Source organism: Shinella yambaruensis (genome assembly GCF_022899355.1).
GTDB lineage: Bacteria > Pseudomonadota > Alphaproteobacteria > Rhizobiales > Rhizobiaceae > Shinella > Shinella yambaruensis.
The window spans coordinates 722,622-737,715 of record NZ_JALJCK010000001.1; the positions used below are offsets into that span (position 1 = coordinate 722,622).

The 15,094-nt window shown below is 65.3% G+C and carries 13 protein-coding genes; 6 read left to right on the plus strand and 7 right to left on the minus strand.

Features of this window, described 5'->3' with window-relative positions; genetic code table 11:
- Positions 1–30: 30 nt before the first annotated feature.
- Positions 31–252 carry an AbrB/MazE/SpoVT family DNA-binding domain-containing protein gene (locus tag MUU56_RS03655; protein WP_244765932.1) on the plus strand — a complete coding sequence of 74 codons (222 nt, stop codon included), beginning with the start codon at positions 31–33 and terminating at the stop codon, positions 250–252.
- Positions 249–641 (plus strand): type II toxin-antitoxin system death-on-curing family toxin, encoded by a 393-nt coding sequence (locus tag MUU56_RS03660; RefSeq protein WP_244765933.1) that lies wholly within the window; start codon positions 249–251, stop codon positions 639–641. Before MUU56_RS03655 ends, MUU56_RS03660 begins: the two co-directional genes overlap by 4 nt.
- Here MUU56_RS03660 and parC read toward each other — a convergent pair whose 3' ends face one another.
- Complete coding sequence (gene parC / locus MUU56_RS03665) at positions 642–2,894, minus strand: DNA topoisomerase IV subunit A (RefSeq protein WP_244765934.1); 2,253 nt, start codon at positions 2,892–2,894, stop codon at positions 642–644.
- A 209-nt stretch (positions 2,895–3,103) separates the two neighbouring features.
- On the opposite strand from parC, the gene MUU56_RS03670 reads away from it, so the two are divergent.
- Positions 3,104–4,300, plus strand: coding sequence for a YdgA family protein (locus MUU56_RS03670; protein WP_244765935.1), 1,197 nt, complete (start codon positions 3,104–3,106; stop codon positions 4,298–4,300).
- 240 nt (positions 4,301–4,540) lie between these two features.
- Here the strand turns inward: MUU56_RS03670 and creD are convergent, their stop codons facing one another.
- The 5 genes from creD to MUU56_RS03695 all read right to left on the minus strand — a co-directional run bounded on the left by creD (position 4,541) and on the right by MUU56_RS03695 (position 11,542).
- The gene (creD, locus tag MUU56_RS03675) at positions 4,541–5,977 is read right to left on the minus strand and encodes a cell envelope integrity protein CreD (protein WP_244765936.1); all 1,437 of its coding nucleotides are present in this window, start codon (positions 5,975–5,977) and stop codon (positions 4,541–4,543) included.
- Between the two features lie 178 nt (positions 5,978–6,155).
- Positions 6,156–6,485 (minus strand): DUF1236 domain-containing protein, encoded by a 330-nt coding sequence (locus MUU56_RS03680; protein ID WP_244765937.1) that lies wholly within the window; start codon positions 6,483–6,485, stop codon positions 6,156–6,158.
- Between the two features lie 95 nt (positions 6,486–6,580).
- Positions 6,581–8,368, minus strand: coding sequence for an aspartate--tRNA ligase (gene aspS / locus MUU56_RS03685; protein WP_244765938.1), 1,788 nt, complete (start codon positions 8,366–8,368; stop codon positions 6,581–6,583).
- Positions 8,369–8,743: 375 nt separating this feature from the next.
- Positions 8,744–9,340: an NUDIX domain-containing protein gene (locus MUU56_RS03690; protein WP_244765939.1), complete on the minus strand. Its 597-nt coding sequence runs from the start codon at positions 9,338–9,340 to the stop codon at positions 8,744–8,746.
- A 21-nt stretch (positions 9,341–9,361) separates the two neighbouring features.
- Positions 9,362–11,542: a molybdopterin-containing oxidoreductase family protein gene (locus tag MUU56_RS03695; RefSeq protein WP_244765940.1), complete on the minus strand. Its 2,181-nt coding sequence runs from the start codon at positions 11,540–11,542 to the stop codon at positions 9,362–9,364.
- Between the two features lie 45 nt (positions 11,543–11,587).
- Here MUU56_RS03695 and MUU56_RS03700 point away from each other — a divergent pair, with 45 nt between their 5' ends.
- From MUU56_RS03700 to MUU56_RS03710, 3 genes are all read left to right on the plus strand, one after another.
- Positions 11,588–12,448 (plus strand): 23S rRNA (adenine(2030)-N(6))-methyltransferase RlmJ, encoded by an 861-nt coding sequence (locus MUU56_RS03700; RefSeq protein ID WP_244765941.1) that lies wholly within the window; start codon positions 11,588–11,590, stop codon positions 12,446–12,448.
- 77 nt (positions 12,449–12,525) lie between these two features.
- Complete coding sequence (locus MUU56_RS03705; protein WP_244765942.1) at positions 12,526–13,254, plus strand: ribonuclease T2 family protein; 729 nt, start codon at positions 12,526–12,528, stop codon at positions 13,252–13,254.
- Between the two features lie 113 nt (positions 13,255–13,367).
- Positions 13,368–13,961 (plus strand): glutathione S-transferase, encoded by a 594-nt coding sequence (locus tag MUU56_RS03710; RefSeq protein ID WP_244766011.1) that lies wholly within the window; start codon positions 13,368–13,370, stop codon positions 13,959–13,961.
- Between the two features lie 418 nt (positions 13,962–14,379).
- On the opposite strand, the gene MUU56_RS03715 is transcribed toward MUU56_RS03710, so the two are convergent.
- A complete protein-coding gene (locus MUU56_RS03715) occupies positions 14,380–15,021 on the minus strand; it encodes an outer membrane protein (protein ID WP_244765943.1) in 642 nt (213 codons plus the stop codon).
- Positions 15,022–15,094 lie beyond the last annotated feature (73 nt).

The following is a 15,094-nucleotide window of genomic DNA, read 5'->3' on the forward strand; positions in this document are numbered from 1 at the left end:
TGTTATAACTCAGTTATAACGAGGTGCACTATGAACATCACGATCCGCAAAATCGGCAACTCCGAAGGCGTCATCATACCTAAGGACGTGCTCGATCGTATGGGCGTCAAGGCTGGTGATGAACTGACCCTTACGGAAGAGGATGGCAAGATCAAGCTGGTTCCGCAAAATGCCGACCTTGCGGAACAGTTGAAGGCCGCCCGTCTGGGCATGGAGAAATATCGCGTGGCCCTGCGCGAACTCGCCAAATGAGCAACATCAAATGGCTTTCGCGCCAGGCCGTCGAGATCATGCATGACGAGCAGCTTCGCGAGCATGGCGGGCTGGGTGGCCTCAAGGACGAAAACGCCCTGGAAGCCGCGCTGGCCCGCCCGCTCAACAAGGCTGCGTACGGTGAGCCCGATATCTTTAAGCTCGCCGCCGCTTATCTTTACGGCATCGTACGGAACCACCCGTTTTCGGACGGGAACAAGCGAACCGGCTTCCTCGCCGCGTTCTCATTCCTGATACTGAACGGCTTCCTGATCGAAGCATCGCAAGCCGATGTCATCGCGTTCGTCCTCGCCGTCGCCGCCAGCGAGATCGACGAGGAGGGCGCGACGCGCTTCCTTCGCGACGGCAGCGTCCCCTACTCCGGCTGATTACCCGCTGAACTTGCCGCTGCGCGGAAAACCCTTCGGAACGGTGCGGCCGGCGCTGGCGCGGTCGCCCATCCATTCCAGGAGCTCTTCCTTGCTGCGCACGAAGTTGCGGCCGGCGCTGTCATCCCAGGTGAGGCCGTCGGCGATGGCGAAGCAGCGCAGGTCCGAGACGCCGCCGTCCTTGTAGCGCTGCAGGCGCACGCCCTTGCCGCGCGACATTTCCGGCAATTGCGCCAGCGGGAAGACCAGCATCTTGCGGTTCTCGCCGACGACGGCGACGTGGTCGCCGCGCACCGGCACCACCAGCTTGGCCTCGTCGGGCATGCCGACATTCATCACCTGCTTGCCCTTGCGGGTGTTGGCGACCATCTCGGTTTCCGCGACCACGAATCCGTTGCCGGCCTGCGAAGCGACGATGACCTTGCGCGAAGCGTCATGCACGAAGGCGGTCAGCACGTCCTGGTCGTTCTCCATGTCGACCATGATGCGCAACGGCTCGCCATGGCCGCGGCCGCCCGGAAGCTTGTCGGCGCCGAGCGTGAAGACCTTGCCGCCCGTCGTCATGACCAGCACCTTGTCCGTCGTCTGCGCCGGGAACGCCACCTTCAGCGCGTCCCCCTCCTTGAACTGGAGGCCGGACGTATCGGCGATATGGCCCTTCAGCGCGCGGATCCAGCCCTTTTCCGAGATGACGACCGTGACCGGCTCCTTCTCGATCATCGCCTGCTGGATGGCCTCGACATCGGCCTCAGGCGCGCTGGCGAACTGGGTGCGGCGGCGGCCGATCTCGGTGGCCTTCGCGAACTTCTTGCGGACCTCGCCGATTTCCCAGGCCACGGTCTGCCACTGCTTCTCGTCGGACGCCAGCAGCGCCTCGATCTCCGCCTTTTCCTTCGACAGGTTGTCGAATTCGGTGCGGATCTCGAATTCCTCCAGCTTGCGCAGCGAACGCAGGCGCATGTTGAGGATCGCCTCGGCCTGCACGTCGGTGAGCGAGAAGGTCTCCATCAGGGAGACCTTCGGCTCGTCCTCCTCGCGGATGATGCGGATCACCTCGTCGAGGTTGAGATAGGCGACAAGGTAGCCGCCGAGGATTTCCAGGCGGCGGTCGATGGCCGCGAGCCGGTGCCGCGAGCGGCGCTGGAGCACTTCGCGCCGATGCGCGAGCCACTCGACCAGCACGTCCTTCAGGCCCATGACCTTCGGCACGCGCCCCATCGAGAGCACGTTCATGTTGAGCGGAATCCGGCTTTCCAGCTCGGAGAGCTTGAAGAGGGACTCCATCAGGATCGTTGGATCGACGGTGCGGCTCTTCGGCACCAGCACGATGCGCACGTCTTCCGCCGATTCGTCGCGGATGTCCTCCAGCAGCGGCAGCTTGCGGGCGATGAGCAGCTCGGCGATCTTCTCGATCAGCCGCGACTTCTGCACCTGGTAGGGAATCTCCGTGACGACGATCTGGTAGCCGCCGCGGCCGAGGTCTTCCGTCTGCCACTTGGAACGCACGCGAAAACCGCCGCGGCCCGTCTTGTAGGCCTCGATGATGCTCTCGCGGCCGTCGATGATGATACCGCCGGTCGGAAGATCGGGCCCCAGCACGAATTCCGTGAGCTTTTCGACATCGGCGTCCGGATGGCGGATGAGGTGCAGCGCGGCGTCGCACAGTTCATGCACGTTGTGCGAAGGGATGGAGGTCGCCATGCCGACCGCGATGCCGGAGGACCCGTTGGCGAGCAGGTTCGGGAAGGCGCCCGGCAGGACGACCGGCTCCTCGTCCTCCTCGTTGTAGGTCGGGCGGAAGTCGACGGCATCCTGGTCGATGCCTTCGAGCAGGAGCGTCGCGACCTCGGTCATGCGCGCTTCGGTGTATCGGTAGGCAGCGGCGTTGTCGCCGTCGATATTGCCGAAGTTCCCCTGCCCGTCGACGATCGGATAACGCTGCGAGAAATCCTGCGCGAGGCGCACCAGGGCGTCGTAGACCGACTGGTCGCCATGCGGGTGGAACTTACCGATGACGTCGCCGACGATGCGCGCGCATTTCTTGAAGGAGGAGTTGGACCGGAGGCCCATTTCGCTCATCGCATGGATGATGCGGCGGTGCACCGGCTTCAGGCCGTCGCGTACATCCGGCAGCGCGCGCTGCGTGATGGTCGACAGCGCATAGGCAAGGTAGCGCTCTTCCAGCGCCGCCTTCAGGTCGACCGGCTGAATGTTGTCGTCTCCGCCATCCGGCGGCAAAGTGTTCTGTCCCATGGGACTTGACTAGCGTTCCTGCCGATTCGCGGCAAGGAAACCGGGCGGCCGGCCTGTGGATAGCGCTTTGTAAAGGCTGTTTCCGGAATCCGGCCGGCGCCCGAGATTTCCATGGAAAGTTCCGGCGGCCCGAATATAGTCGCCGCGCCGCACGTATATGAGCGGTAACGGCAAGGCAGCCGTCCAAAAATCCAGAAAGAGAGCCTACAATGATGCGCACCTCCCATTTCCGCACCCTTCTCGCCGGCGCCGCGCTCGCCTCCCTGGCAAGCCCCGCTTTCGCGCTCGACGGCGCGGATCTGCTCGCCAAGCTGAACGCCACCTATGCCACGAGCGGCGTGACGATCAGCTCGTCGAACGTCGCCACCGACGGCTCCACCGTTACGCTGGAAAATGCCGAACTGAAGGCCACCGGCGCCGAGGCCCCGGTCAAGCTCGGCACCATCACCATGGACGGCGTCGAGGAAGACGGCGAAGGCGGCTACACAGTCGAGACGGTCTCGTTCCAGGACATCAACGTCACCGAAGCGGATGCCACGGTCTCGGCCAAGGACATCGCGATCAACGGCGTCATCATTCCCGGCACGGTCGTTCCCGGCACGCTGGAATCGCTGCTGATGTACGAATCGGCCACCGCCGGCCCGGTCTCCGTCACCTCCAAGGGCAAGGAGGTCTTCTCCATGTCCGGCATGGAGGCGAACATCACGCGCATGGACGGCGATGCCGGCCTCGAATTCGACGCCACGCTCTCCGACCTCAAGGCCGACCTCACCTCGGTGGAGGACCCGAAGGCCAAGGACACGCTCGCCAAGCTCAACATGCAGACGCTGGAAGGCAAGGTCACGATGTCCGGCAGCTGGGAGCTCGCCAGCGGCAAGCTTGCCGTCGATGAATATGCCTTCGACTTCAAGGATGTCGGCCGCCTCAACCTGGCGCTGGAATTCTCCGGCTACACGCTCGACTTCCTGAAGGGCATGCAGGAAGCCATCAAGGCCGCCGAGGCCAACCCGAACAAGGAAGAGGCCAACGCCGCCATGGGCATGTCCATGATGGGCCTCGTGCAGCAGCTGACCTTCAACAGCGCCTCCATCTCCTTCGAGGACGCCTCGATCACCAGGAAGCTGCTCGACTATGCCGGCGGCGAACAGGGCGTTTCCGGCGACCAGATGGCCCAGTCGCTGAAGGGTCTGGTTCCGATCATGCTCGCCCAGCTCAACATGCCGGAGCTGCAGAACCAGATCGCCGCAGCCGTCAACACCTATCTCGACGACCCCAAGAGCATCACGATCAGCGCCGAGCCGAAGGAGCCGGTGCCGTTCCCGATGATCATGGGGGCCGCCATGGGCGCGCCGAACACCATCCCGCAGGTCCTCGGCGTCACCGTCACGGCGAACGATGAGATGTAAGACCTTCGGCTTTTGCCGAATTCAGGGAAGCCCGGAGCATCGCTCCGGGCTTTTTTGCTTATAAGGCTTGTTGCTGACAAACCTCTCGCCACCCACTGTCGTCATCCTCGGCCCCCGAGCCGAGGATCCAAGCCGCGCCCGGGACGTGGATGGTCGGGTCAAGCCCGACCATGACGGAAGAGAGGTGCGGTAGGTCTTGCCGGTGGCTGCGCCCGAGGCATTCGCCCCGGGCCCTTCATTTCAACGGGCCGGCACGGCCTGCGGCACCGGCGCCGACCATTCGACGCGGCGGGTCGCATACATGGTCGCGGCGATGGTGACGAAGGAGATCAGCGCGCCGGCGAGCAGCGCATATTCGTCCTCGCGCAGCACCAGGTACATGATGCCATAGGCCGAGAGCAGCACCGCGCCGAGCGACAGGCCGTTCCTGCGGCTGCCCGTCGCGCTGCCGAGATAGGCGGCGATCAACAGGGTCGTGGCGAGCGAGGCTACGGCATAGGCGATGGTGAAGCCGGTATGTTCGGCGAGCGCCAGGAGCAGCACGTAGAACACGATGAGCGCAAGGCCCGTCAGCACGTACTGGATCCAGTGCACCATGCGCCCGCCCTTCAATTCCACGACGAAGACGGCGAGGAAGACGAGCGAGATGAAGCCGATCGAATATTTCAGCGTGCGCGAGACCACCTGATAGAACTGCACGGGCTCTACGAGGTTGATGCTCATCATGCTGCCCGACAGCGGCAGGGTCGGGCCGGTGGCGACACGGTCGATGCCGCGGGCGAGATAGGGGATCGTCCACCTGGCCGAGAAATCCGACGCGGTGACGGTCTTCTCCTCCGGCAGGAAAAGGCCTTCGAAACCCGGATGCGGCCAGTTCGCCCTCGCGGAAAAGCTCGTCGTCTGGCCGGCGGGCGCGACGGCGAAGCTGCGCGAGCCGTTCAGCGACAGGGCGATCTCGAAGGAGAAGCCGTTTTCGACGAGCGGACGCTCGATGATCCGGTGCACGCCGGCGCTCGTTTGCGGCGAGGCGTAGCCGTCCGTGCCGGTGCTCGCCATCGCGGAGATCTGCCGCATGCCGGGATCGAAGGGCCGCACGACGCCATTGTCGATCTTCACGCCGGCATCGGAGCGGATGCCGGTGATGTCGTTGATGTTGAGCACCAGAAACGCCCGGTCGAGCTGCGGCGTGCCGTCGAGCTGCGCGAGGTCCTGCAGGATATTGCCGGCAAAGCGGCCCTTCAGCATCAGCGCGCCGTTATAGACCGGCAGCGTGTAGATGGAGAGCTTGCGCTCCTCCGCCGTCAGGTCGGCCGTCACGTCGAGCGTCTCCGGCATGACGAGCACCCATTCGGTCACCCGCTCGACGATCGTGCGCGAATCCATCACGCGGCTGCGCTCGACCTCGAAGGGCACTGCGAGATAGGGGCCGTTTATCGCCTGGTCGCCGCCCCAGCCATGGGCGATGCGCCGGGAGACATCGGCGGCGCGCTGTGCGCGCTCCTCCGTCAGCCCCCAGACGAGCAGCAGCGGCACCAGGAGCGCCACGGAAATGATGCCGATCATGATGAACTTGACGCCGGGCGAGCGCAGGAACGTGGCGAGATTGCCGCGCGGCTCGATAGGCGGCATCTGCCGGGTCGATGTCGGGATGGGATCGTCCGCTTCCGTCGTTGTCATGAAAAGTCCCTCCAGTCGTAAATCGCCTCTTTCGGGCGCGACTTCACGCTAGGGGTGCATTTCGACTGATTGTGCGCGGAATTGGGATCGACTGGCGGCGAATTCGCGGCATTGTGGCGTCCGCCGCGGCAGGACACGCAAAACCCGGCGCGAAGCGCCGGGTTCTGTTTCGAGCGGCTTATTCGAGAACCTGTATGACGGTGCGCGTCTGGGGGTTCACGATGACGCGGCGCTCGTTGACGACCGTATAGGCATAGTCGGCATTGCCGTCGATCGTGTGGATTTCCACCGCATCCGGGATCACCCGGCCCACGACCACGTCGCCCTCATAGGCGACCGAGGGGACTTCCTGTTCCAGGACATAGGTGCGGACCTCGCCCGGCACGACGACGGTTGATTCGGTGGTCACCGGATCGGTCTCCTCGATGATCACCGTGCTCTGGGCGTAAGCCGAGGCGGAGAGCGTCAGGAGCGTCGCCGCCGTGGCAAGGAGTAGCTTGTTGCGCATGTTCGTTCTCCTGTGCTTGACGCAGAAAGAACGGCGATCACGCGCAACTGTTCCGCACGGCGGAAAGGACCGGCGCCCTTCCCGCCTCGCCTGGATCAATCCTTCTTCGACGGAACGACGCGCAGCGCGAGTTCGCGAAGCTGCGCCGGGGTTGCGGGCGACGGAGCGTTCATCAAGAGATCCTGCGCCTGCTGGTTCATCGGGAACAGCGAGATCTCGCGGAGATTCTTCGCGCCGACGAGCAGCATGACCACGCGGTCGATGCCGAAGGCGCAGCCGCCGTGCGGCGGGGCGCCGTACTGGAAGGCGCGGTAGAGGCCGCCGAAGCGCTCTTCCACGTCCGCCTGGCTGAGGCCGACCTTCTCGAAGGCCTTGACCATCAGCTCCGGCGACTGGTTACGGATCGAGCCCGAGGCGATCTCGAAGCCGTTGCAGACCGCGTCGTACTGGTAGGCCTTCAGCTCCAGCGGATTCTTGCTGTCGAAGGCCTCCAGGCCGCCCTGCGGCATGGAGAAGGGGTTGTGCGCGAAGTCCACCTTCTTCTCGTCCTCGTTCCACTCGTAGAAGGGGAAGTCGACGATCCAGCACATTTCGAAGCGATCGCGGTCGACGAGGTTCAGCTCCTCGCCGGCGCGGGTGCGGGCTTCGCCGGCGAACTTGTGGAACTTCGCCGGATCGCCGGCGACGAAGAAGCAGGCGTCGCCGTCGTCGAGGCCGAGCTGCGTGCGGATCGCGTCCGTGCGCTCCTCGCCGATGTTCTTGGCGAGCGGGCCGGCGCCTTCGAGCTTTTCGCCCTCCTTGCGCCAGAAGATATAGCCGAGGCCGGGCTGGCCCTGGCTCTGCGCCCAGGCGTTCATGCGGTCGCAGAAGGCGCGGCTGCCGCCGGTCTTCGCCGGGATCGCCCAGACCTCGACCTTCGGGTTGGAAGCGATCATGTTGGCGAAGACCTTGAAGCCCGAGCCGGCGAAATGATCGGTGACGGCTTCCATGACGATCGGGTTGCGCAGATCCGGCTTGTCGGAACCGTACTTGCGGATGGCCTCGTCATAGGGGATGCGCGGCCAGTTCTTCGTCACCGGCTTGCCTTCGGCGAATTCCTCGAAGACGGCCGTCATCATCGGCTCCATTGTCTCCCAGACGTCCTCCTGGGTGACGAAGCTCATCTCGACGTCGAGCTGGTAGAATTCGCCCGGCAGGCGGTCGGCGCGCGGGTCTTCGTCGCGGAAGCACGGCGCGATCTGGAAATAGCGGTCGAAGCCGGCGACCATCAGCAGCTGCTTGTACTGCTGCGGGGCCTGCGGCAGGGCGAAGAATTTTCCTTCATGGATGCGCGACGGCACGAGGAAGTCGCGCGCGCCTTCCGGCGAGGAGGCGGTGAGGATCGGCGTCGTGTATTCGGCAAAACCCGCCTCGCCCATGCCCTTGCGCATGGCGGAGATGATCTGCGTGCGCTTGATGATGTTCTTGTGCAGCGTCTCGCGGCGCAGATCGATGAAGCGGTACTTCAGGCGCACGTCTTCCGGATAGTCCGGCTCGCCGAAGACCGGCAGCGGCAGCTCCCTGGCGGCGGAAAGAACCTCGATCTCCTGCGCGTAAAGCTCGATCTCGCCGGTGGGCATGCCCTTGTTGACCGTGTCCTCGGTGCGCGCCTTGACGAGGCCGTCGATGCGGATCACCCATTCGCCGCGCACGGTCTCGGCCTTCTTGAAGGCCGGCGAATCGGGGTCGGCGACGACCTGGGTGATGCCGTAATGGTCGCGCAGGTCGATGAAGAGCACGCCGCCATGATCTCGGACGCGGTGGACCCAGCCGGAAAGACGAACGGTCTGGCCGACATCGGACTTGCGGAGGGCGGCGCAGGTGTGGCTGCGGTAACGGTGCATCGTGGTATCCTGAAATGCTGATAGGCCGCGCGGGAAGAACCCGGCGCAGCGACCAAGAAAAATCGCGCGGAAAAGCGCATGGCCGGGGCTGTTTGTCAAGGCTTGCGGGTCTTTTGCCGGGGCGTGCTGCTTGACCATGAAAGACGCAAAGGCGATTGCCAGGAATATACGGCCCCTCATCCGGCCTGCCGGCCACCTTCTCCTTGGCTGCGGGGCGAAGGAGATATGCCGCGCCGTTTTCCTCAACCCATACCCCGTCCGCGGGGCAAGTCCCCTCTCCCCGCTTGCAGGGAGAGGGTCAGGGTGAGGGGCCGCATACGTTCGGCGTTCCCGCCTTGAAGCGAGCCCTTGGGACCGAGAATCACTCTCGCCCGATCAGCCGAACTCCGCCCGGTGCAGCATCAGCCATTGCAGCATGACGATCGTCTTCGCATCCTGAATGCCGCCGGTGGCGATGAGGCCGTAGGCTTCGTCGATCGGCAGTTCGACGATCTCGATGTCCTCGCCCTCCCCGTCGACGCCGCCGCCCTTGCCGTCGCGGGCCGTGGCGTCGATGCGGGCGACGAAGCAGCCGACGCGCTCGGTCAGCGTGCCGGGGCTGGAATAGATGTCGAAGAGGTGGCGCACGTCGCGCACCGCATAGCCCGTCTCCTCCATCGCCTCCCGGGCGACGGCCGCCTCGGGCGCGTCGTCGTCGAGCAGCCCCGCCGGAACTTCCGAGAGGAAACCGTCCGGATGGCCGCCGAAGAAGGCGCCGGGGCGGAACTGGCGCACCAGGATGACCGACTGGCGGGCGGGATCGACGAGCAGCACGCAGGCCGCCGGGCCATGGTCGTGCACCTCACGGTCGAGCCGCTCGACCCGGCCGTCCGCCCGCGTCTGCTCGACCACGACGGTGCGAAGATGGATGAACCGCTTCCAGACCGTCTGCTGGTCGACGATGCGGACGGCGGAGGACGTGTCGAGCGTCATGAAAAATCCTTGCGTGAAAATTCAGGCCTTGCGCAGCCAGACGCGGTTGTCGTGGAAGGCGGCGCCGCCATAGGGCGCGACCGGATCGGCGCCGGTCAGGACATTGATGCCCTCCCCGTCGAGATGGGCGGAATTCGGCCAGATGCCCTCGGCGATCAGGACGCCGGGTTTCGCGCCGTCGGTGACCCTGGCATGCAGGCGGATATCGCCGCGGGGATTGCCGAGCTGCACGATATCGCCGTCCGCGATGCCGTTCGCCGCCGCGTCCTCGGGATGGATCATCACCTCCGGCCGGCCCTCGCGCTCGCGCGAACCCTTCGTCTCCGTGAAGGTGGAGTTGAGGAAGGTGCGGGCGGGCGACGTGGCGAGGCGGAAGGGATGATCCGCATCCGGCGTCTCGATGATCGCCACATGATCCGGGAAGGCCGGCAGCGCCTCGTGCGGGCCGAAGGCGCCGAGCGCCCTGGGCGGCCGGTTGGGCGCCGGCGTGTTCGTCCAGTTCGGCCTGAAGCGGAATTTCCCGTCCGGAAAGCCGAACCCCTTCACGAAATGCGCGGTGTCGAAATCCGGCTGGCAGTCGATCCACTTCTCCTCGCCCAGCCTGTCGAAATCCATCTCGTAATAAGGCAGCATGCGGGTGATGTGCTCGCGCTCGGACAGGCCGAAGCCCGGCATGCCTCCGACGCCGAGGCGCTTGGCCAGTTCCTCGATGACGAAGAGATTGGTGCGCACGGTGGCCGGCGGCTCCACGAGCTTGGGGCCGAGCAGGATGTGCTGGTGGCCGCCGCCGCGGTAGATATCGTCGTGCTCGACGAACATGGTGGCGGGCAGCACGATATCGGCGAGCCTTGCCGTATCGGTCATGAAATGCTCGTGCACCGCGACGAAGAGGTCGTCGCGCAGGAAGCCCTGCTTCACCAGGCGCTGCTCCGGCGCCACGTTCGCCGGGTTGGTGTTCTGGATGAGCATGGCGGTGACGGGGCCGCGCCCGCGCAGCGCGACGGCATCGCCAGTGAGGACGCGGCCGATCTGCGACTGGTCGAGCATGCGGATGTCGCTGTCCGCCATCCTTGCGCCCGTCAGCTCTGCCTTGCGCAGGTGGAAGATGTCGGAATTGCTGTGGAAGGCGCCGCCGCCCTCGTATTGCCAGGAGCCGAGCACGGTGGCGACCGAAAGCGCCGCATGCATGGAGACCGCGCCGTTGCGGCTGCGGGTGAAGCCGTAGCCGAGGCGGAAGAAGCTCTTCCTCGTGCGTCCGACCAGGGCGGCGAAGGCCTCGATCTCCGCGACGCCGAGGCCGGTGATGCCGGCCGCCCATTCCGGGTTGCGCGTTGCAAGATGCGCTTCGAGGCCCGCCGGATCGTCGGCATATCTTTCCATGTACGCGCGGTCGGCATAGCCGTCGCGGAACGCGACGTGCATGACGGCGCAGGCGAGCGCGGCATCCGTGCCGGGGCGCAACTTCAGCGCGATGTCCGCCTGCTTCATCGTCGGGTTGTCGTAGATGTCGATGACGACGATCTTCGCGCCGCGCTCCTTGCGCGCCTTCACCGCATGGGTCATCACGTTGACCTGGGTGGAGACCGGATTGGTGCCCCAGATCACCACGCAATCGGATTTCGCCATCTCGCGCGGATCGGGGCCGCGCAGCGTTCCCGCGCCCATCGTGAAGCCGGTCCAGGCCGGATTGGTACAGATCGAGCCGAAGAAGCCGGAATAGCGCTTGGCGTGGCGCAGGCGATCGATGGAATCGCGCTGAACGAGGCCCATCGTGCCGGCGTAGAAATAGGGCCAGACCGCCTCGCTGCCATGGGCCTGCTCGGCCTTGACGAAGCTTTCGGCAATGGCGTCGAGCGCGGCTTCCCAGGAAATGTCGGCCCATTCGCCGCCGCCCTTCCCGCCCCTGCGCACCAGCGGCTTCATCAGCCGGTCGGGATGGTAGAGGCGGTCGGCATAGCGGGCGACCTTGGCGCAGATGACGCCGGCCGTGTAGCTGTTGTCGGCGCTGCCCTTGACGCGGCCGATGCGTCCATCCGCGCTTATCTCGACATCGAGGGCGCAGGTGGAGGGACAGTCATGCGGACAGGCCGAATGGCCGATGCGCGGTTTTCCGAGATGGGGGGTCGCAACGTTCATGGCTTTTCTATATTGCAGAGCACGAAGTGCCAAAAGGCAAATCATTCTACCATTGCAACAATTCATCGTCGCATCAGCGCGGATGATCGCGGGCGTCGCACGGGGCCTGAAATGAACTACCGCCACATCTACCATGCCGGCAATTTCGCGGACGTGCTGAAACATGCCGTGCTCGCCCGCCTCGTCCTCTATATGCAGGGCAAGGACAAAGCCTTTCGCGTGCTCGACACCCATGCCGGCATCGGCCTCTACGACCTTTCGAGCGAGGAAGCGCAGAAGACCGGCGAATGGCGCGACGGCATCGGCCGGCTTCTCGACGGCGACCTGCCTTCTCCGGTGGCCGATATCCTCGCCCCCTACCTGAAGGCCGTCCAGGACCTCAATCCGCAAGGCGGGCTGACCTGGTATCCCGGCTCGCCGAAACTGGCGCGCCAGCTCTTCCGCCCGCAGGACCGGCTCTCCGCCATGGAACTGCACCCGGATGACTACGAGACGCTGCACCGGCTGTTCGACGGCGACTTCCAGAGCCGCATCACCAGGCTCGACGGCTGGCTGTCGCTCGGCGCGCACCTGCCGCCGAAGGAGAAGCGCGGCATCGTGCTGGTCGATCCGCCCTTCGAGATCGAGGGCGAATACGAGCGGCTGGTGGAGGGACTGGAAAAGGCGGTGCGTCGCTTTGCCGGCGGGGTCTATTGCCTGTGGTACCCGCTGAAGAAGAACGCCCCCATCGCCGCCTTCCACAAGGCGCTGAAGGCGACGGGCATTCCCAAGATGCTCTGCGCGGAGCTTTCGGTGAAGAGCGACCGCGAGACGACGGGACTGACGGGCTCCGGCCTCATCGTCGTCAATCCGCCCTATACGCTGAAGCAGGAGCTCGACGTGCTGCTGCCCTTCCTCAAGGAGCGGCTGGCGCAGGACCGCTTCGCCTCGGCCCGCGCCTTCTGGCTCGCGGGGGAAACGAAGGCCTCTTGACCTTTGCCGTCCGGCGGCAACAATCGCGCGCCGAACCGGGAGACCTTCATGACGCCATTCCTCGCAGCCGCCGAACGATGAGCCGGCTGCTTTCCTTCCCCCTCGCCCGCCCCCTCTGTCTGCTGCTCGCCGGGCTCGCGCTGCCTGCCGGCTGCAGCGAGGACAAGCCGGCCGAAAAGCCGAAGACGGAGGTGAGCCGCAAGGCGCCGGAAACGCGCGGGGCGGTGCCGCTCGGCAAGGGGTTCGATTTCTACGTGCTGTCGCTCTCCTGGTCGCCGACCTGGTGCGCGGACAACGATGCCGGCGGCCGGACGCAGCAGTGCCGGCGCGGCGAGAACAACGGCTTCATCGTGCACGGCCTCTGGCCGCAGAACGAGCGCGGCTATCCGGAATTCTGCCCGACGCGCCAGCCGGACCGCGTGCCGGAGAACCTCGGCCGCACCGTGCTCGACATCATTCCCTCCATGGGGCTGGTCGGCCATCAATGGCGCAAGCACGGCTCCTGCTCGGGCCTCAGCCAGAAGGACTATTTTGCCGTGACGCGCGCGGCCTTCGAACGCATCGGCATTCCCGCCGACCTCACGCCGCAGCGCGGCGGTGCCCGGCTTTCCCCCGATGCGGTGGAGGCGGCCTTCATCGCCGCCAATCCCGGCCTCGACCGCAAGGGCATCGCGGTCACCTGCGGGGACGGCCGGCTGGAGGAGGTCCGCATCTGCATGACTACGGCGCTTTCCTTCCGCACCTGCCCTGCCGTCGACCGCGCCGGCTGCCGTGCCGGATCCATCGAACAACCGCCCATTCGCTAACGCGTTTCCGCTTTTCTTCGAAACGCGAAAGCGCTCTAACGCTTCTTTCAATGCGATTGCGGACGCAAAACCGCTTCGCCCTTTTGTCGGACTTGCCCCAGAACAGGATGCCGCTGATGAAGATCTTCTATTCGAGTGCCTCGCCCTATTCCACCAAGGTGCGCATGGCCGCGCATTTCGCCGGCCTTAACGCGCGATCGGTCGCGACCGACACCAATGCCGACCCGGCGGAGCTGCTGGCCGCCAACCCGCTCGGCAAGATTCCGACGCTGGTGACCGACGAGGGCCTTGCCGTCTACGACAGCCGTGCGATCATGAACTATATCGACCGCCAGACGAAGGGCACGCTCTATCCGCGCAATGCGGCAAAACGCACGGAGGTGGACGTGCTGGAGGCGACCGCCGACGGCATCTGCGACAGCCTGCTCGCCATCGTCTACGAACGCCGCTCGCGGCCGGAGGAGAAGGTCCACCAGCCCTGGATCGACCGGCAGTGGCACAAGGTCGAGCGTGCGCTCGACCATCTCGAAGCCAACATGCCCCGCCTCGCCAGGAAGGCGCATGCCGGCCACTTCGCGCTGGCCGCGATGCTGCGCTACATCGAATTGCGTTTTGCCGGCAAATGGCAGCGCGGCCGGCCCAAGCTGAAGCGCTTCCTCTCCCGCTTCGAGGCGGTTTTCCCGGATTACGCGCAGTTCAAGGATTGACGGTTCGCCCCTCATCCGGCCTGCCGGCCACGTTCTCCCCGCAAGCGGGGCGAAGGGGATATGCCGCATCGGTTTCCTCTACCAATAGCCGTTGGTGGGACAGCTCCCCTCTCCCCTTGAGCAGGCGAATTGCATATGACAGCACGCTGCTGCTTTCCCCTTCTCCCCCGCGGGGAGAAGGTGGTCCGAAGGGCCGGATGAGGGGGCTTGCACACCGTCTGACGTCTGCGCCACCCCCTCATCCCGCTGCCGCGACCTTCTCCCCGCGGGGGAGAAGGGGCAGGACGCGCCGCCTCATCCATATGCAATTCGCCTGCCGCTTGCGGGGAGAGGGTTAGGGTGAGGGGCAACCACATTCCCCAAACGCAGAAAAGGCCGGGCTTTCGCCCGGCCTTTTCCGCTTCCAAAGCCGTTTGGCTTAGAACTTCACGCCGAGACCGACGCGGACGCTGTGGTCTTCGAAGCCCGACTTCACCTTGGTGCCGCCGAGGTTGAAGCCCTTCTTCTGGTAGTCGCTGTAGCGGTATTCGATACGCGCCGTGACGTTGTTGGTCACGAAGGCTTCGGCACCGGCACCGGCGGTCCAGCCGACCATGTTGCGGTCGTCCTTGCCGGCGGCGTTCTTCATCTCGACATTCGTGCCGGCAATACCGGCCGTGCCGTAGACGAGGACCGGGTTCAGGTCGACACCGACGCGGCCGCGGATCGAGCCGTTGACGCCCTGTTTGCCCTTCAGGCCGTTGCGCTCGGCATCGACGCCCGAATAGTTCAGGTCGGCTTCGCCGCCATAGACGAGCTGGCCGTTCTGCATGTTGTAGCCGCCGTAGACGCCGCCGCCGAGGCCGTTTGCCTTGGCGTCGCCCTGGCGGCTGAAGTCGCCGCGCTGCCAGCTTGCCGTACCACCGGCATAGGCGCCGGCCCAGTTGCCGCCGGCAACCGGCTCGGAATATTCAGCGGCCGGAGCCTGCGGGATATCGTCGATGGCGTCGGCAGCGTGAGCAGCCTGGAAAGCGACCATGGAGACGGTCGAAGCGATGAGGGTGGCGATGAGTGTACGCATGATATTCTCCTTTACTGAACGACGCCCTCTGTGGGAGGCGATCGGGCATCGTCATTTCCAATTCAGTCCCGCC

Coding starts and splice junctions, on each gene's coding strand:
- MUU56_RS03655 (WP_244765932.1), top strand. CDS start 31: ATGAACATCACGATCCGCAAAATCGGCAACTCCGAAGGCGTCATCATA.
- MUU56_RS03660 (WP_244765933.1), top strand. CDS start 249: ATGAGCAACATCAAATGGCTTTCGCGCCAGGCCGTCGAGATCATGCAT.
- parC (WP_244765934.1), bottom strand. CDS start 2,894: ATGGGACAGAACACTTTGCCGCCGGATGGCGGAGACGACAACATTCAG.
- MUU56_RS03670 (WP_244765935.1), top strand. CDS start 3,104: ATGATGCGCACCTCCCATTTCCGCACCCTTCTCGCCGGCGCCGCGCTC.
- creD (WP_244765936.1), bottom strand. CDS start 5,977: ATGACAACGACGGAAGCGGACGATCCCATCCCGACATCGACCCGGCAG.
- MUU56_RS03680 (WP_244765937.1), bottom strand. CDS start 6,485: ATGCGCAACAAGCTACTCCTTGCCACGGCGGCGACGCTCCTGACGCTC.
- aspS (WP_244765938.1), bottom strand. CDS start 8,368: ATGCACCGTTACCGCAGCCACACCTGCGCCGCCCTCCGCAAGTCCGAT.
- MUU56_RS03690 (WP_244765939.1), bottom strand. CDS start 9,340: ATGACGCTCGACACGTCCTCCGCCGTCCGCATCGTCGACCAGCAGACG.
- MUU56_RS03695 (WP_244765940.1), bottom strand. CDS start 11,542: ATGAATTGTTGCAATGGTAGAATGATTTGCCTTTTGGCACTTCGTGCT.
- MUU56_RS03700 (WP_244765941.1), top strand. CDS start 11,588: ATGAACTACCGCCACATCTACCATGCCGGCAATTTCGCGGACGTGCTG.
- MUU56_RS03705 (WP_244765942.1), top strand. CDS start 12,526: ATGAGCCGGCTGCTTTCCTTCCCCCTCGCCCGCCCCCTCTGTCTGCTG.
- MUU56_RS03715 (WP_244765943.1), bottom strand. CDS start 15,021: ATGCGTACACTCATCGCCACCCTCATCGCTTCGACCGTCTCCATGGTC.